At 60.9% G+C, this 18,071-nt stretch carries 19 protein-coding genes; 18 read left to right on the top strand and 1 reads right to left on the bottom strand.

Going from position 1 to position 18,071, the window contains the following annotated elements; genetic code table 11:
- Positions 1-79: 79 nt before the first annotated feature.
- From bchL to P775_RS05750, 11 genes are all read left to right on the top strand, one after another.
- On the top strand, positions 80-967 hold the full coding sequence (gene bchL / locus P775_RS05800) for a ferredoxin:protochlorophyllide reductase (ATP-dependent) iron-sulfur ATP-binding protein (RefSeq protein WP_099910149.1): 888 nt from the start codon (positions 80-82) through the stop codon (positions 965-967).
- The gene (gene bchM, locus P775_RS05795) at positions 967-1,638 is read left to right on the top strand and encodes a magnesium protoporphyrin IX methyltransferase (RefSeq protein WP_099910093.1); all 672 of its coding nucleotides are present in this window, start codon (positions 967-969) and stop codon (positions 1,636-1,638) included. The genes bchL and bchM overlap by 1 nt, the downstream gene beginning before the upstream one ends.
- Positions 1,635-3,074, top strand: a complete 1,440-nt coding sequence (locus P775_RS05790; protein ID WP_099910092.1) for a PucC family protein — start codon at positions 1,635-1,637, stop codon at positions 3,072-3,074. The genes bchM and P775_RS05790 overlap by 4 nt, the downstream gene beginning before the upstream one ends.
- A gap of 27 nt (positions 3,075-3,101) precedes the next feature.
- A complete protein-coding gene (puhA, locus tag P775_RS05785; protein WP_099910091.1) occupies positions 3,102-3,875 on the top strand; it encodes a photosynthetic reaction center subunit H in 774 nt (257 codons plus the stop codon).
- A 30-nt stretch (positions 3,876-3,905) separates the two neighbouring features.
- Entirely contained in the window at positions 3,906-4,541 is a 636-nt protein-coding gene (gene puhB, locus P775_RS05780) for a photosynthetic complex putative assembly protein PuhB (RefSeq protein ID WP_099910090.1), read from the top strand.
- Positions 4,542-4,554: 13 nt separating this feature from the next.
- Complete coding sequence (puhC, locus tag P775_RS05775; protein WP_099910089.1) at positions 4,555-5,019, top strand: photosynthetic complex assembly protein PuhC; 465 nt, start codon at positions 4,555-4,557, stop codon at positions 5,017-5,019.
- Between the two features lie 19 nt (positions 5,020-5,038).
- A complete protein-coding gene (locus P775_RS05770; RefSeq protein WP_099910088.1) occupies positions 5,039-5,335 on the top strand; it encodes a hypothetical protein in 297 nt (98 codons plus the stop codon).
- Positions 5,332-6,522: a magnesium-protoporphyrin IX monomethyl ester (oxidative) cyclase gene (gene acsF, locus P775_RS05765; RefSeq protein WP_099910087.1), complete on the top strand. Its 1,191-nt coding sequence runs from the start codon at positions 5,332-5,334 to the stop codon at positions 6,520-6,522. Before P775_RS05770 ends, acsF begins: the two co-directional genes overlap by 4 nt.
- Before the next feature lie 104 nt (positions 6,523-6,626).
- Positions 6,627-7,475 (top strand): putative photosynthetic complex assembly protein PuhE, encoded by an 849-nt coding sequence (gene puhE, locus P775_RS05760; RefSeq protein ID WP_180287345.1) that lies wholly within the window; start codon positions 6,627-6,629, stop codon positions 7,473-7,475.
- A complete protein-coding gene (hemA, locus tag P775_RS05755) occupies positions 7,465-8,679 on the top strand; it encodes a 5-aminolevulinate synthase (protein WP_099910086.1) in 1,215 nt (404 codons plus the stop codon). The genes puhE and hemA overlap by 11 nt, the downstream gene beginning before the upstream one ends.
- Positions 8,680-8,767: 88 nt before the next feature.
- A complete protein-coding gene (locus P775_RS05750) occupies positions 8,768-9,202 on the top strand; it encodes a c-type cytochrome (protein WP_218967633.1) in 435 nt (144 codons plus the stop codon).
- 103 nt (positions 9,203-9,305) lie between these two features.
- Here P775_RS05750 and P775_RS05745 read toward each other — a convergent pair whose 3' ends face one another.
- Entirely contained in the window at positions 9,306-10,427 is a 1,122-nt protein-coding gene (locus P775_RS05745; protein WP_245875585.1) for a polysaccharide biosynthesis/export family protein, read from the bottom strand.
- Between the two features lie 103 nt (positions 10,428-10,530).
- Here P775_RS05745 and P775_RS05740 point away from each other — a divergent pair, with 103 nt between their 5' ends.
- From P775_RS05740 to P775_RS05710, 7 genes are all read left to right on the top strand, one after another.
- On the top strand, positions 10,531-11,394 hold the full coding sequence (locus tag P775_RS05740; protein ID WP_099910085.1) for an NAD-dependent epimerase/dehydratase family protein: 864 nt from the start codon (positions 10,531-10,533) through the stop codon (positions 11,392-11,394).
- Positions 11,391-12,047: a sugar transferase gene (locus P775_RS05735; protein ID WP_099910084.1), complete on the top strand. Its 657-nt coding sequence runs from the start codon at positions 11,391-11,393 to the stop codon at positions 12,045-12,047. The genes P775_RS05740 and P775_RS05735 overlap by 4 nt, the downstream gene beginning before the upstream one ends.
- 81 nt (positions 12,048-12,128) lie before the next feature.
- Complete coding sequence (locus P775_RS05730; protein ID WP_099910083.1) at positions 12,129-12,968, top strand: flagellar motor protein MotB; 840 nt, start codon at positions 12,129-12,131, stop codon at positions 12,966-12,968.
- Positions 12,969-13,076: 108 nt separating this feature from the next.
- Complete coding sequence (locus P775_RS05725) at positions 13,077-14,384, top strand: flagellar hook protein FlgE (RefSeq protein WP_180287344.1); 1,308 nt, start codon at positions 13,077-13,079, stop codon at positions 14,382-14,384.
- Between the two features lie 51 nt (positions 14,385-14,435).
- The gene (gene flgK / locus P775_RS05720; RefSeq protein ID WP_099910081.1) at positions 14,436-15,875 is read left to right on the top strand and encodes a flagellar hook-associated protein FlgK; all 1,440 of its coding nucleotides are present in this window, start codon (positions 14,436-14,438) and stop codon (positions 15,873-15,875) included.
- A gap of 10 nt (positions 15,876-15,885) precedes the next feature.
- Positions 15,886-16,890, top strand: coding sequence for a flagellin (locus P775_RS05715; protein WP_099910080.1), 1,005 nt, complete (start codon positions 15,886-15,888; stop codon positions 16,888-16,890).
- The gene (locus P775_RS05710) at positions 16,887-18,002 is read left to right on the top strand and encodes a flagellar basal body P-ring protein FlgI (protein ID WP_245875584.1); all 1,116 of its coding nucleotides are present in this window, start codon (positions 16,887-16,889) and stop codon (positions 18,000-18,002) included. The genes P775_RS05715 and P775_RS05710 overlap by 4 nt, the downstream gene beginning before the upstream one ends.
- Positions 18,003-18,071: the final 69 nt, after the last annotated feature.

Genomic DNA, 18,071 nt, shown 5'->3' with positions numbered 1-18,071 from the left:
CATGAGCCCATTGGATACCAGACAACCGCCGGCCGCGATGGCGAACATGCGTGAGGCGGCCGGGCTTGAGGCGCGGCGGATGTCGGCGCCGCCGGTGCTGAGGGGGCAGGACGGCGACGGGTCTGTTCAGGTGCATCAGGACGACGATCTGCGCATCGAGGGCGCGCAGGTTTTTGCGATCTATGGCAAGGGCGGGATTGGCAAATCCACCACATCAAGCAACCTGTCGGCGGCGTTTTCCATGCTGGGCAAGCGGGTCTTGCAGATCGGCTGTGACCCCAAGCATGACAGCACCTTCACCCTGACCGGGCAGTTGCAGCCCACGGTGATCGACATCCTGAAGGATGTGGATTTCCATGCAGAAGAGCTGCGCCCCGAGGATTTTGTGACCACCGGGTTCAACGGTGTGAAATGTGTCGAAGCGGGCGGGCCGCCGGCCGGTACGGGCTGTGGCGGTTATGTGGTGGGGCAGACGGTCAAGCTGCTCAAGCAGCACCACATGCTGGAAGACACCGATGTGGTGATCTTTGACGTGCTGGGGGATGTGGTGTGTGGCGGCTTTGCGGCCCCGCTGCAGCATGCCGATCGTGCGGTCATCGTGACGGCGAATGATTTTGACAGCATCTATGCCATGAACCGCATCATTCAGGCGGTTCAGGCAAAGTCCAAGAACTACAATGTGCGTCTGGCAGGCTGCATCGCCAACCGTTCGAAAGAGACCAACGAGGTTGACCGGTATTGCGACGTCGTCGGTTTTAACCGCATCGCGCATATGCCCGATATCGACGCGATCCGCCGGAGCCGTTTGAAGAAGAAGACTCTGTTCGAGATGCCGGACGAGGAAGATATCGTCATTGCCCGCGCCGAATACATCCGCCTGGCGCAGCTTTTGTTCGCGGGCACCGAAGGGCTGGCGCCGGAATCCTTGCCGGATCGTGAGATCTTTGAGCTGTTGGGGTTCGATTGATGACCTACGACGCCACCAGAGCCCGGGTCGAGGATTATTTCGACCGCACCGCGACCCGCACCTGGGAGCGCCTGACCTCGGACGCGCCGGTGAGCCGGATCCGTGAGACGGTGCGTCAGGGACGCGACCGGATGCGGGCGCGGATGCTGGGCGCACTGCCGCGTGACCTCGACGGGGTGCGCGTTCTGGATGCGGGCTGTGGCGCGGGGCAGATGACGGCAGAGCTGGCGGCGCGTGGGGCGCTGGTGACGGCGGTTGATATCTCGCCGTCGCTGGTTGAGATTGCGCGCAATCGGCTGCCGGCGGATCTGCAGGGCCGGGTTACTTTTGCCAGTGGCGATATGCTGTCGGCGCATCTGGGTGACTTTGACCATGTCGTCGCGATGGACAGCCTGATCTATTACACGGGCGCGGATATTCATGCGGCGCTGGCGGCGCTGAGTGCGCGCACCAGTGGCAGCGTGATTTTCACCGTCGCGCCGCGCACGCCGCTGCTGATGACCATGTGGTACGCGGGCAAGATGTTTCCGCGGTCCGACCGTTCGCCCATCATGATCCCCCATGCCCCGGCCACGCTGGCCCAGACGGTGCGCGCGACCGGCGCGTTGCGCGATCTGGGGCGGATCACCTCGGGTTTCTATATCTCGCAAGCGTTGGAGTTCACGAAATGATCTTCCGGGCCTCATCCCTTCGGTCGCTGACCATCCGGCTTTTGCCCTTTGCCGATGCGGCAAGCGAGGGTCTGCCGCTGAACCAGTTGCTGCGGCTGTCGCTGTTTCAGGTGTCGGTCGGCATGGCCGGGGTGATGCTGCTTGGCACGCTGAACCGCGTGATGATTGTTGAGCTTTCGGTGTCGGCCCTGCTGGTTGCGGTCATGGTGGCGCTGCCGGTGCTGATCGCGCCGTTCCGCGCGTTGCTGGGGTTCAAGTCGGACAACTACCGGTCTGCGCTGGGCTGGAAGCGGATTCCGTACCTGTGGTTCGGCACGCTGTGGCAGTTTGGCGGGCTTGCCATCATGCCGTCCTGCCTGCTGGTGCTGGGCGGGGATGTGACCCATGACGTGCCCTTTGCGGGCGAAGTGCTGGCAGGGCTTGCCTTTATCATGACCGGGTTCGGCATGCATATGACGCAGACGGCGGGCCTTGCCCTCGCGGCGGACCGGGCGACGGATGAGACGCGGCCGCGTGTCGTGGCGCTGCTCTATGTCATGTACCTGATCGGGATGGGGGTTTCGTCGATCATCATCGGCTGGGTGCTGCGTGATTTTTCGCCGCTGCTGCTGATCAAGGTGGTGCAGGGCACCGCCGTTGTGACCGTGGTGCTGAACGTTGTTGCCCTGTGGAAGCAGGAGCGCGTGCGCCCGATGACCAAGGAAGAGCGCGAGGCGCCGTCGCCCAGCTTTGGCGATGCCTGGCGGGATCTGACCGCCGGGGGCACGGCGGGCCGGCTGCTGGCGGTGGTCTTTGTCGGCACCATGGCGTTCAATATGCAGGACGTGCTGCTGGAGCCTTATGGCGGCGAGATCCTGGGCCTGTCTGTATCGGCGACGACGCTGCTGACCGCGACCTGGTCGCTGGGCGCGCTGATCGGCTTTGCGCTGGCGGGGCGGATGCTGCTGCGCGGGGCGAACACCTATCGCATGGCGGCGACCGGGCTGCTGGCCGGGGTTGTGGCCTTTTCCACGGTGATCTTTGCAGCACCTATGAATTCGCCGACGATCTTTTTCATCGGGGCGAGCCTGATCGGGTTTGGTGGCGGTTACTTTGCCGTCTCGACCCTGACGGCCGCGATGACGATGCCGGTCGAGGGGCTGGCCGGGCGCGGTCTGGCGCTGGGCGCCTGGGGCGCGGCGCAGGCGACGGCGGCGGGTGTTTCGACCCTGATCGGCGGCGGTGTGCGCGACGGCGTGAACCAGATCGTCGTGACCGGGGCCTGGGGCGCCGGCATGAACAACCCCGCGACCGGCTATTCGGTCGTCTATCACGGCGAGATCGCGCTGATGTTCGTCACGCTTGCCCTGCTTGGCCCGCTCGTGAGCCGCAGCCGCCGTACCTATCAACCACAGCAGAAACCGACAGGGCTGGGCCTTGCCGATTTCCCAACCTGACACGCACCCCTGAGGAGGACACATCTTATGGCCGATGGTTATATTTTTGGGAATGTCGACCTTGCCAGCATTTCCCTCTGGCTATTCTTCATCTTTTTCGCCGCCCTCGTGGTCTGGCTGCAGCGCGAGAACATGCGCGAAGGCTATCCGCTGATGGACGAGGATGGCACGCAGGCTGATGCCGGCGGGGTGTTCCCGCTGCCTGCGGACAAGACGTTCAAGCTGCCGCACGGCCGTGGGACGCTGACCGTGCCATCGGGCCAGCAGCCTGACCGCACCGATCTGGCGCTGGCGCGGACCCATGACAGCGGCGGGTTCCCTTATGATCCCACCGGCAATCCCATGGTGGATGGCGTCGGCCCGGCATCCTGGGCGACGCGCCGGGACGAGCCCGAGCTGGATGGCAAGGGTCACCCCAAGATCATCCCGATGTCGGCGACCGAACATTTCCACGTCTCTGCCGGGCGCGATCCGCGCGGCCTTCCGGTGGTGGCCGGGGATGGCAAGATTGTCGGCATGATCAGCGATCTGTGGATCGACGAGCCGGAACAGATGGTGCGTTATCTTGAGATCACGCTGGATGCAGGGTTCGGGACAGGCACGCGGCTGGTGCCGATGCCCATGGTGCGGATCTGGAAGAACCAGGTGTCGATCAAGTCGATCTTTGGCGAACATTTCGCCGCTGTGCCGACCATCGCGGCACCGTCTCAGGTCACCAAGCTCGAAGAAGACAAGATCAGTGGCTACTACGGCGGCGGTTACCTTTATGCCAGCGCCGACCGTCTTGAGCCGCAGATCTGATCCGCAGAGACCAGAAAGGAAGGTATCCCCATGTCACATGACGATTTCGCCTCTGAACCCGTGCTCGGTCTGCCGGAAACTCCGCCTGTGGGCGAAAAGATCCTGTGGCAGGGGCGCCCGGACTGGTGGGCGCTGAGCAAGGAATCCCTCAGCCTTAAATGGGTGGCCGGCTATTTCGGCGTTCTGGCCCTGTGGCGGTTCGTGTCGGTGATTGACCTGATGCCGTTTGGTCAGGCCTTTGGCGCGGCATTCCCCTTTGTCATCATGGGTGGTGTCGTGATCGCCATGCTGGTGATCGTCGGCGTCGTTCAGGCCCGCGCGACTGTCTATACCGTCACCAACCGCCGCGTGGCCATGCGGATCGGGGCGGCGCTGACCGTGACGCTGAACCTGCCCTATACCGAATTGGGGTCGGCCGACCTGGCGCTGCGCAAGAATGGCAACGGCACAATCGCGCTGTCGCTGCTGGGCAAGACCCAGCTGAGCTATCTGGTGTGCTGGCCGCATGTACGCCCCTGGTACATGAAGCGCACCCAGCCCGCGCTGCGCTGCATTCCCGAGGCCGCAAAGATCGCCGAGATGATCGCCGAGGCCGCACAGGCACGGGTGACGACGCCCCGGGTGGAACGCCGCGCGCCACAAATGGCCGCCCTGGCCGCAGAATAGGAGGAGGAGCTTTATGACAACTGCCCAAATACGCCCCCGCATCCATGCCCCGGAAAAGGATCTTGTTCCGGTGGTGCTGGTGCGGATGATGTTCAGCCTTGTCGGGCTGTGCCTGATGATGGTGTGCATCAACGTCTGGATCGGCCGGCCGGTCGTGTCGGCACCGCCGCAATCCCCCATCGCTGTCGAGCGGATGATGTTCCTGCATGGCAAGATGGACGGATCGGCCCGTGTGGTGGATGCCAACGGGACGCTGATCAAACAATTCTCAGCTGAAAAAGGTGGTTTTGTCGCGGGGATTTCCCGTGTGCTGGACCGCGAACGCACCAAGGCCCGCGTGGCCCTGGACGGACCGGTGCGCGTGGTGCGTGCCGAAAACGGGCGTCTGGCGATCTTTGATCCCAGCACCGGATGGGGCGCTGACCTGATGGGGTTTGGCGCGGATAATTCAGCCGTCTTCGCCAGTCTGCTGAAGTAAAGCAAAGGGAACCGGAACCATGGGACTACTGACAAAGGATATCGAGAGGGCGCCCTGCACCGTCGAGATCAGCCACAAGTTCGAAAGCCTGCACGCACACGTTCGTTTCAACAACGGTGCGGTCATTCACCCCGGGGACGAGGTCAAGGTCCACGGACCCGAGATCATGGCTCCCTTCGGTGAGATCGTGATCGAGGACCGGGAGGCGACGATTTACCGTGCCTCGAAACTGGAACGGCTCTGGACCCGTCTGACGGGGGACTTTGAAGTCATGGAGCTGTGCGAATTTTCGTTCTCTGAGGAGGTGAAGCTATGAACGTGCAGACCCCGCGCACCTCTGGTGCGACGAACGTGCAGACCCCGCGCACCTCTGGTGAGACGGACGTGCAAGTCAAACATACCGCGGATATCACCAATGCCGAGGAAAGCCTGGCCGTGCAGGAGGCGCAGTCAAAATTCGACAGCGATGATGCCACCGCGCTCGCCATGCAGAACACGCTGCTGACGCCACGGTTCTACACCACCGATTTCGACGAGATGGATGCGATCGATGTGACCCCGGTGCGCAAGGACTGGGACAAGCTGATCGCGCAGATGGTCTCAGACCCGAACAAGGGCCATTTCAAGAAGAACGAAGACTGGGATCATGTGGACTGGGACGGAATGGAGCCGGGTCTGCGCAAGGAGTTCATCGACTTCCTCGTCAGTTCTTGCACCGCCGAATTCTCGGGCTGTGTGCTGTATAAGGAAATGAAGCGGCGTGGGAACAACAAGGACATCACCCAGCTGTTCCAGCTGATGGCGCGGGACGAGGCGCGTCATGCCGGTTTCATCAACGATGCCCTGCGCGAGGCGGGGGTGGCGGTGAACCTGGGCTTTCTGACGCAGAAGAAGAAATACACCTATTTCCGGCCCAAGTTCATCTATTACGCCACTTATCTGTCGGAAAAGATCGGCTATGCCCGCTACATCACGATCTTTCGGCATCTGGAACAGCACCCCGAGCATCGGTTCCACCCGATCTTCAAGTGGTTTCAGGAATGGTGCAACGATGAGTTCAGCCATGGCGAGGCCTTCGCCCTGCTGATGAAGACCGACCCCAAGCTGACCAGCGGCAAGAATGTCTACTGGATCAAGTTCTTCCTGACGGCGGTCTATGCCACGATGTATGTGCGTGACCATCAGCGCCCGCTGTTTCATGCAGCACTGGGCGTCGATCCCGACTGGTATGCGCATGAGGTCTATACCAAGACGTCCAAGCTGACCCAGCAGATCTTTCCGATCACGCTGGATATCGAACACCCGCGCTGGCAGCCGACACTGGAGCGTCTTCAGCGCGCCAATCTGCAGATCGCCGAGGGCAAAGCGCAGGGTGGTCTGGGCGGCAAGGTCAAGACGCTGGCGGGATCCGCCAAGGCGGCGCTGTGTTTTGCATCGCTCTATGCCATCCCGGCGCTGAAGCATCGCGTGCCGGACAGCCCGCGTCTGGAGCCTGCATACTGAGATAAACAAGGTGGGGGCCAGCCCCCGTGGCCATTGTTTCCTGAATCAATGGCGCGACACGGCAGGCCCCCCGGCGTATTTGGAAAGAGAAGAAGGACAGGACCGTGCTGAATGATCCCTGGATCGCCGCTTTGTTCGCACTTTTCATCTGGTGGTTTTCCACCGGTGCTATCCTGATGGCGGTGCGTTATGCCGACCGTCGGGGGGCGCGGGCGGGGCATATGGCGACTGTCTTTGCCCTGCCGATGCTGGCCGCCGGGGTGGTCGGTATCCTTTATGAAAGCGCGCCCCTGATCGTGACCGACGGTGGCGAGATGGTGCACGGCGTCAACACGATCTATATCAGCTTTCTGTCAGCGCTGGCGATCTGGGGCTGGATCGAGATGGCGTTCCTGACGGGCACGGTGACCGGGCCGAACCGGCGCGTCTGCCCCGACCACGTGCCGGAATGGGAGCGGTTCATCCGCGCTTGGGGCACCATTGCCTATCACGAGATGGTGCTGGTGGCGGCGCTGATCGGGCTGTGGTTCTTTGGCCGGGAAAGCCACAACATCTTTGCCTTCTGGACCTTTGCGGTGCTGTTCTTTGCCCGGATTTCGGCCAAGCTGAACCTGTTTCTGGGCGTGCCCAAGATCAACACCGAATTCCTGCCCTCGGCCCTGTCGCATCTGCCGAGCCATTTTCGCAATGCGCGGCTCAACTGGCTGTTTCCAATGTCGATCACGGCGCTTTCCTTTGCGGTCGCCTGCTGGCTGGAGCGGATCTACTCCGCCACCACCACGGCGGATGTGATCGGGTTTGCCCTGCTTGCCGCCTTTACCGCCCTTGCTCTGCTGGAGCACTGGTTCATGGTCCTGCCCCTGCCGGACGAGAAGCTCTGGCGCTGGATGTTGCCCGCGCCCAAACAAAAATTACCACAAGACAGAAGATCGGAGGACGCCCATGGGCTTTGACAAACTTTTCAATGCGCAGCTTGATGCGCTCAAGCAGGAAGGCAACTATCGCGTGTTTGCCGAACTGGAGCGTAAGAGCGGGCAGTTTCCGCGTGCGCGCAGCCATGACGAGAATGGCCCCGAGGAAGTCACCGTGTGGTGTTCCAATGACTATCTGGGCATGGGCCAGCACCCGAAGGTCATCCAGGCGATGAAGGATGCGGTAGACAGCTGCGGTTGCGGTGCCGGAGGAACGCGGAATATCTCGGGTACCAATCACCAGCATTTGCTGCTGGAGCGTGAGATTGCTGATCTGCATGGCAAGCAGGACGCGCTGCTGTTCACGTCCGGTTATGTGTCCAACTGGGCGACGCTGAGCACGCTGGGCAGCCGACTGCCGGATGCGGTGATCCTGTCGGACGAGCTGAACCATGCCAGCATGATCGAAGGCATCCGCCATTCCCGCGCCGAGAAGGTGATCTGGCGCCACAATGACCCAGAGGATCTGGACCGCAAGCTGTCGGCCCTGCCTGCGAACAAGACCAAGATCGTGGCGTTTGAATCGGTTTATTCGATGGATGGCGATATCTGCCCGATGCAGGAAATCGTTGAGGTGGCCGAAAAGCACGGTGCGATGACCTATCTGGACGAGGTTCATGCCGTTGGCCTTTATGGTCCGCGCGGTGGCGGGATTTCCGAGCAGGAGGGGCTAGCCGACCGGATCACGCTGATCGAAGGCACTTTGGGCAAGGCCTATGGCGTTGTTGGCGGCTATGTGTCGGGGTCGGATGCGCTGTGCGATTTCATCCGGTCTTTTTCCAGTGGCTTCATCTTTACGACTGCTCTGCCGCCTGCGGTTGCTGCCGCTGCGCGGGTCAGCATCGCGCATCTCAAGGAAAGCCAGATCGAACGCATGCGTCAACGCGCGCAGGTGGCGAAGCTGCGCAAGCGTCTCGATCACCTCGGCATTCCGCATTTGCACAATGACAGCCACATCATTCCGGTGATGATCAAGGATCCGGTGAAATGCCGTCAGCTGGCCGATATTCTGATGCGGGATTTCGGGATTTATGTGCAGCCGATCAACTATCCGACGGTGCCGAAGGGGACAGAGCGGCTGCGCTTTACCCCCGGTCCGCTGCACAGCGATGCGGACATCGAACACCTCGTGCAGGCGCTGTCGACGCTGTGGAAACGCTGCGCGCTGGCGCATGCGGTGGCCTGATAAATATAGCGCTCTTTCGGTCGACACAGTTGACTTGGAAGGGCGCACGCTACGTAATTAAGTCTCAGGTGTTGAAGGGAGACTCACCATGAAGCTCAAACTTACAGCGACTTTTTTTCTGGCCACGATGGCCAGTTCGGCCTTTGCGGCCAGCCACACCGGCAGCGGGGATGCCGAGGCGGGAGCAAAGATTTTCAACCAGTGCAAGGCCTGCCATTCGATCACGGCAGATGATGGCACGGATGTGGTGCGGGGCGGCAAGATCGGCCCGAACCTTTACGGCGTGATCGGTCGACCGGTCGCGAGCATCGCAGATTTCCGTTATGGCGATGGCATCAAGGCGCTGGGCGAGACGGGCATGGTATGGGACGAGGAGTCCTTTGTGGCCTATGTGCAGGACCCGACGGCGTTTCTTGATGAAAAGCTGGGCGACACTTCGGCGCGTTCGAAGATGGCGTTCAAGCTGCGCAAGGGCATGGAAGATGTTTATGCCTATCTCGTGTCGGTCGGTCCGGCGATGTGATCTGACCGTTGCGGCGGTCTGAACGGATGAAAAGGCGCACCCGGTGGGTGCGCCTTTTGCGTTTCAGGGCGTTTCGCGTCAGTCGTCTGACGAGGGCGCGGCGTCAGTTGACCGAGAACGCCTGCGCCTGACGGGTCAGGCCGAAGACGCTGCCGATCAGGCTGAACACGGTCTGGGTTTTGGTCAGCGGGGATTCCGTGGCAAGCACGGTGTCCTGAGGATGGATCTGGAATTTGCGCGCGGCAAAGAGCCCGTCTGCAGAGGTCAGATCAAAGGTAAAGATTACTTGCTGCCTTCCCGGGCCGGTTTTGTCCATGCGCAGCTGACGGGCGGAATATTCCCGCAGAACCATCACGCCCTTGGGGTCGGCGCGCGTGTCCTGAATCCCGCCCATCAGCGACATCGCCTCTAGCGCGGTGATCTTTTCCTTGGGGAAATAGATCATATTTTCGGTCCCCGAGGCGCCCAGAGCGGTGAAGCTGCGCTGGTCCTCTTCCACCAGAACAGTGTCGCGGGCGCGCAGGGTCGTGTTGCGGCTTCCGGAGGCATAGAGGTCCCTGGCGGAAATCTGATAGGTCGCGTCCCCACGCATCAGTTTGACCACGGGGTTGCGCAGGGTCGGGGCAATGCCGCCACCCGTCGCGAGGAGTGACAGGATCTTGTAGTTGCGCGATGGCAGCGGATAGGTGTTTGGCCGCGCGACGCCGCTGACCAGATCAACGGAATTTGCCAGCCCGGGTTTCAGGCTGAGCTGGACCTGCACCGAAGGAACGATGGTGACCAGCTGCGACTGGACATGAGCGCGGGCAGAGGGGGGCGTCATGCCGCGCACAAAAACCTCGTTCACATAGGGCAGGAAAATCGCGCCGTCAGGATCAACCTCGACCCCGATCAGCCGGGTCACCTTTTCCTGGGGATTGGTGATCAGCGAATTTTCCTGGCTGTCCCAGATTGTCACGTCAAGCAGATCGCCCGATTCTATCACCGAAGAGTTCGCGCCGGTGGACGTGCCGAGCCAATGGGGGTCATAATCCTGCCCGGTCATCGGCCAGCCAGAAAGGCCGGGCATGTTTGCGCGGGTCACGGCAACGACCTGGAAGGTCGGATTCTTTGCGCCCGATTGCGCCAGCACCTCTGATTGCAGCGCTGCACCGCGTGGCAGGCTGCAGGCCGAAACAAACAGAAGCGCTGCGAAGATCTTAACGAAACGTATAGATTTCCGCACGTATCTTCCCCCCAGGACGTTGAGAACCTTGCCGATCTCATTCTTGGCTGATGGTCCCGATACGTAAATATTTCATTAACTACGATGGAAAGGGCCCGGAACAGTGTTGCAGAAACAGCATGGCGCAAGGGTTCTTGTTCTGGGGGCGAGCGGCAAGGTCGGCAGGCTGGTGCGTGCTGTCTGGGAGGCCGCTGGTGAGGGTCTGACGGTTGTGCCGGTTGTGCGGCGCGACAGCGGGCTGGAGGGACAGGTGATCTGGTCGCCGGGGGCGCCGCTGGACGGCCTGCCGCATGTGGATGTGGTGCTGGCGCTTTGGGGGGTCTGTCCGGGGCCGGGGGGGGACCTGGCCGCGAACAGCGCGCTGGCCCTGAGCGCCGCAGAGATCGCGCGCGCCACCGGGGCCGACCGAGTGCTGCACTGTTCCAGCGCTGCCGTTTATGCGCCGGGGCCCGAACCGCTGAGTGAGGATATGACGCCCCGTCCGCCTTCGGCCTATGGCGTCGCGAAGCTGGAGATGGAGCTGGCCCTGGCCGACGACATGGCCCGCCACCCGCAGGGCCCAAGGGCGGTGTGGCTGCGGATCGGCAATGTGGCCGGTGCCGACAGCCTGTTCGGTGCGATGATGCGGTCAGGGGATGTGCATCTTGACCGGTTTGACGACGGGGCCGGCCCCGAGCGCAGCTATATCGCGCCCTCTGATCTGGCGCATGTCCTTGCCCGGCTGGCAACCGTGCCGACCAGCGATCTGCCCGCGCGGCTGAACCTGGCAGCCCCCCTGCCAACCGCGATGGAGGCGATTGCCCGTGCTGCAGGCAGGCGCGTGATCTGGTGCCATGCGCCTGCCGGGGCGGTGCGCCGCGTTGCGCTTGATACAACACGGCTGACGACGCTTTGTCCGCTGCAGCCCGAGACGGCCCGGCCAGAGCATCTCGTCTCGGACTGGATGCGTTACAAAGGGGTCCAATGACCCCTCAGAAAAAGCTCTTTGACCTGCTGAGCGCGATCGGGCTGAGTGTGGTTCTGGCGCCGCTGATGATCGCCGTGGCGCTGGTGATCCTGTTGCGGGACGGGCGGCCGATCCTGTACAAATCAAAGCGGATGAGCACACCGACGCGGGCCTTTCTGCTGTGGAAATTCCGCACCATGACTGTTGTGGGCAAGGATGCGGGTGTGTCGGGCGGGCACAAGGCGTCGCGCGTCACGGCGACCGGGCGGGTGTTGCGGCGCTATCGTCTGGACGAACTGCCGCAGCTTTGGAACATCCTGCGGGGCGAGATAAGCTTTGTCGGGCCGCGCCCGCCGCTGCCGCGATATGTCCGCAAATATCCCGAGATCTACACAGATGTGCTGAAATCGCGGCCCGGGATCACCGGTCTGGCCAGCGTCGCGTTTCACAGACATGAAGAGATCCTGCTGGCGGACTGCGCGACAGCAGAGGATACCGAAGCGGTTTATTGCCGCCGCTGCATTCCGCGCAAGGCCCGCCTGGATCGGATCTATGCGCGGCAAAGCACGGTCTGCAAGGATTTCAAGCTGATGTGGGCCACCATCCTGAAAGGTGTCACGATGCATCAAAGACCGCGCGGGGTCCGGCGTCGCGGGATGCGCGCCAGCGATTAACCCGACATTTTTAGATGTTAAACCAGCTTTAAGACCGCCGCTGCTATCTCTTGCCCCGGGTGAGTATTGAGGGTGATGGAAATGGCTGCTGACAGCAATGTCGCACCGGTCATCATCAAGAGAAAAAAGATCGTTGGCGGCGGCGGGCATCATGGTGGTGCCTGGAAAGTTGCCTATGCAGACTTCGTGACTGCGATGATGGCCTTTTTCCTTTTGATGTGGCTGCTGAGCGCAACGACCGAAAAACAGAAAGCCGGTCTGGCGGATTATTTTTCTCCGACAATCGCGATCAGTCGCATGTCGAGCGGCAGCGATGGCGCTTTCGGGGGGGATTCTGTGTTATCGGAAAATACGTTGACCAAGGACGGTACTGGTGCGACGAGCCTTAATCCGACCGAGTCCGACAAGTCGCGCGGGCTGGACGGTAAGACCGAGACGGCCAGCGAGAAAACCGCCGAGGACGCACTGTTCGAGGAAGTCGAAAAATTGCTGGCGTCGCGGGGGGGCGAAAGCACCGTTGCCGATGCGTTGCTCCAGCATATAGAAACCCGCGTGACCGACGAGGGTCTTGTGGTGGAGCTGTTCGAAACCGAGGACGCCCGCCTGTTCGATCCCGACGGCGCGCCGACGGAGCTGTTGCGCCAGCTCTCTGGTGTGATCATGCGGGTCTCGGGGCTGGTGTCGAACCGGCTGGCCATCGAAGGCCATGTGCGCACTCCGCCAATTGTGGTGGCCCAAAATTTGTCCTGGCAGGAGTCAACGGAACGCGCCGCCATGCTGCGCGACCTTCTGAAGGAAGAAGGCATGCCTGACAGCCGGTTCGACCGCATCACGGCCCATGCGGATCGTGAGCCTATCAGCGAAAACCTGATGAATTTTCGCAACAGCCGGATCGAGGTCATCTTTCTGCGCCGCCTGTGACGGGCGGTCGCCGTCGGAATGGTTTGGATTTTATCTGTTAGCGCCCCGTTAAGCCGGGGCGCGTATCAAAGGCCTCGAAAGACCTTGATACAGCAGAAAGGCGTGTCCATGACGATCTCCTCTTCCCTGAATGCGGGCGTGGCGGGGCTGGCAACCAATGCCAGCAAACTTGCGACAATCTCCGACAATATCGCGAACTCAAAGACATATGGGTACAAGCGGATGGAATCGGATTTCAGTTCTATGGTCTTGTCGTCCGGCAAAGGGAAATACACCGCTGGCGGTGTGAGTGTCAGTTCCAAACGTCTTATTGATCAGGGTGGATCGCTGACCGGCACCAGCAATGCGACCGATCTTGCGATACGTGGACGCGGCTTTCTGCCGGTGACCAACTTGACCGAGGTCAAAGCCGGAAATGGCAGTCCTCAGATGATGCTGACCACGACGGGATCCTTCAGCACCAATGCCGAAGGATACCTCGTGACGGATTCGGGTCTGGTGTTGATGGGCGCGCCTGCGGATAAGGACGGTAACATCACGAGCTTTCCCAGAGATACCAGCGTCGGTCTGGAGCCGGTGAAGATTGCCGCGAACCAGATCATGGGTGAGCCGACGACGACAATGTCGCTTGGCGTCAACCTGCCCGCGGGAGAGACGACATCGACCTCTTCGGGCGACCCGAGAGAACACTCGGTCGAATATTACAGCAACCTGGGTGTGTCTGAGAAAATCACCATAACCTATACGCCGACCATTCCTGCGACCGGTGCGTCGAACGCCTGGACGATGGTACTGACGGATTCCTCTCTGGGTGGGGCGATCATCGGCCAATATGGTCTGACCTTTGATGATTCACGCACTTCCGGCGGGGGGCTGGCTACGGTGACCACCACCACGGGTGGGACTTATAACACGACAACCGGTACCGTCATCCTCACCACGGACAGTGGTCCCATTGAGATCTATATCGGACAGGTCGGGCTGCCGGAAGAGGGGGGGTTATCCCAGCTGGGCTACACCTTTGCGCCGCTCAACGTGTCCAAGGACGGCTCACCTGTGGGCAGCATGACATCGGTCAGTGTTGACGAAAGGGGAATCGTAAGGGCGACCTTTGATACCGGCATTTCACGCGTAATCTTCCAGATACCGCTGGTCGATCTGCCGAATCCGAACGGTATGCTTGCGATGAACAGACAAGTTTACCTGCCCACCCCGGACAGCGGCAGCTACTATCTCTGGGATGCGGCCGATGGTCCGACAGGTGATATCGTGTCCAATGCGCGCGAGGAATCCACAACTGACGTGGCCAAGGAACTGACCGATCTGATCCAGACGCAGCGCGCTTATTCCTCCAATGCAAAGATCATCCAGACGGTCGATGAAATGCTGCAGGAAACCACGAATATCAAACGCTGATCCGTCCTCGCCAGGCCATAGATTGACCCCGTCTTAGCAAAGGAAACCGCAATGTCCCTTTCAGGAGCTCTGTCCAACGCGCTCAGCGGTCTTACCGCAAATGCGCGCTCCGCCAGCATTGTGTCGTCGAATATCTCCAACGCCCTGACCCCGGGGTATGCGCGGCGCGCGCTGGAGACATCCTCCTCGGCCATGGGCGGCGTTCAGATTGACGGGATCACCCGCTTCGTGAATCCGGTGATCCTTTCTGATCGCCGCTTGTCCGATGCGGAAACGGGACGGGGGCAGGAGTTGCAGAGCTTTGCCAAGCGCATGGAGCTGATGGTCGGAGGCACGACAGAGAGCGGATCGCTGAGCGGACGCATGTCAGCGCTTGAAAATGCGCTGATCACAGCAGCAAGCAATCCTTCTTCTACGCAGCGTCTGGATACGGTTTCGCGGGCGGCGGACGATTTGGCCAAGACCTTCAACAGCCTCTCGGAGGGGATTCAGACCGCGCGCCAGGATGCGGACCGGGCGATTGGCTTTCAAGTGGAGTCCCTGAACCAAAACCTGGCGCAAATCGAGACGCTCAATATTCGCATCAAGAAGGCCGAGCTTCTGGGGCGAGATGCCTCGTCTCTGATGGATGAGCGCCAGAAAGCGATTGATGTTGTTGCCAAAGCGGTGCCGGTACGCAGCATTCAGCGTGATGATGGGCAAATTGCACTGTTCACGATGGCCGGGCAGGCTTTGGTGGACGGCCCTGCGGTTAAGATTGAGTATTCGAGCACCACAATCATCATGCCGCACATGACACAGGCCAGCGGTTTGCTGTCCGGCCTAAAGATCGATGGCAAGGCTTTGGACACATCAGAAAAAGGCCCGCTGTCCGGTGGAACGCTGGGGGCACAGTTTCAGATCCGGGATCAGGAGGCCGTGGCCTTTCAGGCGCAGCTTGACGGCATCGCGCGCGATGTGATCGAGCGGCTTGGGGCAGGCGGGGCTGACAGTACCATCGCGGTGGGAGCCAAGGGCATTTACCTTGATGAGGGCTTTCCCTTTACCGCCGCGGATGAGATCGGAATTTCCGGACGGATCAATTTGAACCCGGCTGTTTCGGTCAATGGTGGTGAAACCTGGCGTCTGCGCGACGGACTTTACGCGGCCACAACCGGAGAGGTCGGGGATGCCAGCCTGCTCAACACAATCTACCAAACCCTGAACACCGCCAAACTGCCGACTTCCGCGAACCTTGCCCCCACGGCGCGCAGTGTGTCGGGGCTTGTGTCGGAATGGGCTTCTGGTGTCGGAGCGTTCCGTGTCCGTTCGGACAGTCAGCTCAGTTATGCGCAGGCCCAGAATGTTGCCCTGAGCGAACTTGAGCTGGCTGAAGGCGTAGATTCGGATCAGGAACTTCAGTTTCTGATGCTGCTCGAACAAAGTTATCAGGCCAATGCAAAGGTCATGACAACCGTCGATCAGATGCTTCAATCCATCCTGAATATCTAAGGAGAATAAGATGCAAACCATCGGCGATATGGCGCAGTCCTTTCTCATGCGGCACCACCAGACGAAGTTGCGCGAACAGATAGGTCTTCTTGGGGTCGAACTCTCAACGGGTATCGTAAATGACAAGGCCGCGCATCTGGGGGGCGATCTGACCGTTCTGGCCACGCTGGATCGCTCGCTCTTGGCTTTGGAGGGTTACAGGGTCGCCACCGCCGAGGCGAGTTATGTTTCAGATGTGATGCAGAACTCTTTGGGCCAGGTGCAGGAACGCATCGAAGAATTGTCGCCGCGACTGATGAACGCTGAACTCATTGTTTCCGAAACGCTGCGCGCCGCGATGGGGAGGGATGCGGAAACCGCGCTTGGGGCGACGCTGAGGAATTTGAATGCCACGGCCGCGGGCCGGACAGTCTTTGGTGGGGTCGCCACCGACAGGACCGCCATCACCGATTCTGATACGATACTTGCGGCCCTGCGTGTCGAGCTGGCTGGTGAAACCACGCTCAGCGGGATCGAGGCGAAGTTGGATGCCTGGTTCGATACCCCCGGCGGCGGCTTTGAAACCACCGCCTATACCGGATCGACGACAAGCGTCGACAACACGCGTCTCAGCGCCACGGATTCTGCCAAACTTGATATCCGTGCGGATAACACGGTCTTCCGGGACATGCTCAAGGCACTCTCGCTCGCGGCGCTCAGCAGTGATTCCGCTCTTGGGTTTCCGCAGGATCTCACGAAGGAAATGCTCTTGTCGGCCGGGGCGCAGATGGTGAATGCACAGACATCGCTCACCGATCTTCGGGCGGGCATCGGAAACCTTCAGGCCCGGATCGAAGAGACAGAGACGCGCAATTCTTCGGAGAAAACGGCCACGGAATTAGCAAGGCTCAAGCTGGTTGGTACGGATCAGTTCGAGACAGCGGTCAAGCTTCAGGACGCGCAGGTGCAGCTAGAGGCGTTGTATTCCGTAACAGCACGGGCGGCGAGAATGTCCTTTGTGGAGTTCATGCGATGATGGCAGGCCCGCGCCTCGTCGTTGCGGTTGTGCTTGGGCTTCTGGCCTATGGTGGGCCTTTGACGGCCCAGAACGTCCGGATCAAGGATCTGGTGGAATTCGACGGGGTCCGATCCAACGATCTGGTGGGGTATGGCCTTGTCGTGGGTTTGAACGGGACCGGCGATGGTCTGCGCAATGCCCCCTTCACCGAGGAAATCATGTCAAACATCCTCGAACGGCTGGGTGTAAACGTTACCGGCGAACAGTTCCGCCCGAAGAATGTCGCGGCGGTCTTTGTGACTGGTCGTCTGCCACCTTTTGGCCGCACGGGCGGGCAGATCGACGTGACGGTTTCTGCCATCGGGGACGCCAAAAGCCTGTTGGGTGGTACGCTGATCATGACGCCGCTCAACGCAGCCGATGGTCAGATCTATGCCGTTGCCCAGGGCACAATCATTGCAGGTGGCGTTGAGGCGACAGGGCAAGCTGCAACGGTGGTGCAGGGGGTGCCGACATCCGGCGTCATTCCTGCCGGTGCGCGCATCGAGCGTGAAGTCGAGTTCGACTTTACGGAGCTGTCGTCCCTGCGTCTCGCTTTGCGGGAACCTGACTTTACGACGGCGGCGCGGATCGAAACCGCGATCAACCGCCAGTTCGGACGCGCCTCGGCTGTGATGCTGGACTCTGGTACGGTGAGCGTTGACCTCACCAGATCGGGGGCCAGTTCGCCCGCCCATGCAGTCGTCGCCATCGAAAACCTGCCGGTCGAGCCCGAACGCCGGGCCCGCGTGGTGGTGGATCAGCGCTCTGGGACCATTGTGATGGGAGAGGACGTTCGTATTTCGCGTGTGGCCGTGTCTCAGGGGAACCTGACGCTCAGAATTCAGGAAGCACCAATCGCGGTTCAACCGAATCCCTTTGCCCAGGGTGAAACTGTTGTCGTGCCACGAACGCAAACCGGGATCACTGAAGAACCCGGAATCGGATTGGCCGAAATCCCGGGCGGAACGACCCTCTCCGAGGTGATTGCAGGTTTGAACGCGCTAGGCGTTTCGCCACGCGACATGATCGACATACTCAAGAGCATCAAGGCAGCCGGCGCGCTGCATGCCGAATTCATTGTGATGTAAGGTCCGGGTGACCAAGGCGCGCGCTCAATAGATCCATAAAGATCCGCACAGAGATAATCTTAACTTTCG

Source organism: Puniceibacterium antarcticum (genome assembly GCF_002760615.1).
In the GTDB taxonomy this organism is placed as follows: domain Bacteria; phylum Pseudomonadota; class Alphaproteobacteria; order Rhodobacterales; family Rhodobacteraceae; genus Puniceibacterium; species Puniceibacterium antarcticum.
This window is presented reverse-complemented; position numbering and strand designations above follow the sequence as displayed.

What these genes read in the sequence shown, in the direction of transcription:
- puhC (WP_099910089.1), top strand. Translation starts at nt 4,555, where the DNA reads ATGACAACTGCCCAAATACGCCCCCGCATCCATGCCCCGGAAAAGGAT.
- P775_RS05735 (WP_099910084.1), top strand. Translation starts at nt 11,391, where the DNA reads ATGACCCCTCAGAAAAAGCTCTTTGACCTGCTGAGCGCGATCGGGCTG.
- acsF (WP_099910087.1), top strand. Translation starts at nt 5,332, where the DNA reads ATGAACGTGCAGACCCCGCGCACCTCTGGTGCGACGAACGTGCAGACC.
- P775_RS05770 (WP_099910088.1), top strand. Translation starts at nt 5,039, where the DNA reads ATGGGACTACTGACAAAGGATATCGAGAGGGCGCCCTGCACCGTCGAG.
- P775_RS05790 (WP_099910092.1), top strand. Translation starts at nt 1,635, where the DNA reads ATGATCTTCCGGGCCTCATCCCTTCGGTCGCTGACCATCCGGCTTTTG.
- P775_RS05715 (WP_099910080.1), top strand. Translation starts at nt 15,886, where the DNA reads ATGCAAACCATCGGCGATATGGCGCAGTCCTTTCTCATGCGGCACCAC.
- bchL (WP_099910149.1), top strand. Translation starts at nt 80, where the DNA reads ATGTCGGCGCCGCCGGTGCTGAGGGGGCAGGACGGCGACGGGTCTGTT.
- puhB (WP_099910090.1), top strand. Translation starts at nt 3,906, where the DNA reads ATGTCACATGACGATTTCGCCTCTGAACCCGTGCTCGGTCTGCCGGAA.
- puhA (WP_099910091.1), top strand. Translation starts at nt 3,102, where the DNA reads ATGGCCGATGGTTATATTTTTGGGAATGTCGACCTTGCCAGCATTTCC.
- hemA (WP_099910086.1), top strand. Translation starts at nt 7,465, where the DNA reads ATGGGCTTTGACAAACTTTTCAATGCGCAGCTTGATGCGCTCAAGCAG.
- flgK (WP_099910081.1), top strand. Translation starts at nt 14,436, where the DNA reads ATGTCCCTTTCAGGAGCTCTGTCCAACGCGCTCAGCGGTCTTACCGCA.
- P775_RS05730 (WP_099910083.1), top strand. Translation starts at nt 12,129, where the DNA reads ATGGCTGCTGACAGCAATGTCGCACCGGTCATCATCAAGAGAAAAAAG.
- bchM (WP_099910093.1), top strand. Translation starts at nt 967, where the DNA reads ATGACCTACGACGCCACCAGAGCCCGGGTCGAGGATTATTTCGACCGC.
- P775_RS05725 (WP_180287344.1), top strand. Translation starts at nt 13,077, where the DNA reads ATGACGATCTCCTCTTCCCTGAATGCGGGCGTGGCGGGGCTGGCAACC.
- P775_RS05750 (WP_218967633.1), top strand. Translation starts at nt 8,768, where the DNA reads ATGAAGCTCAAACTTACAGCGACTTTTTTTCTGGCCACGATGGCCAGT.
- P775_RS05710 (WP_245875584.1), top strand. Translation starts at nt 16,887, where the DNA reads ATGATGGCAGGCCCGCGCCTCGTCGTTGCGGTTGTGCTTGGGCTTCTG.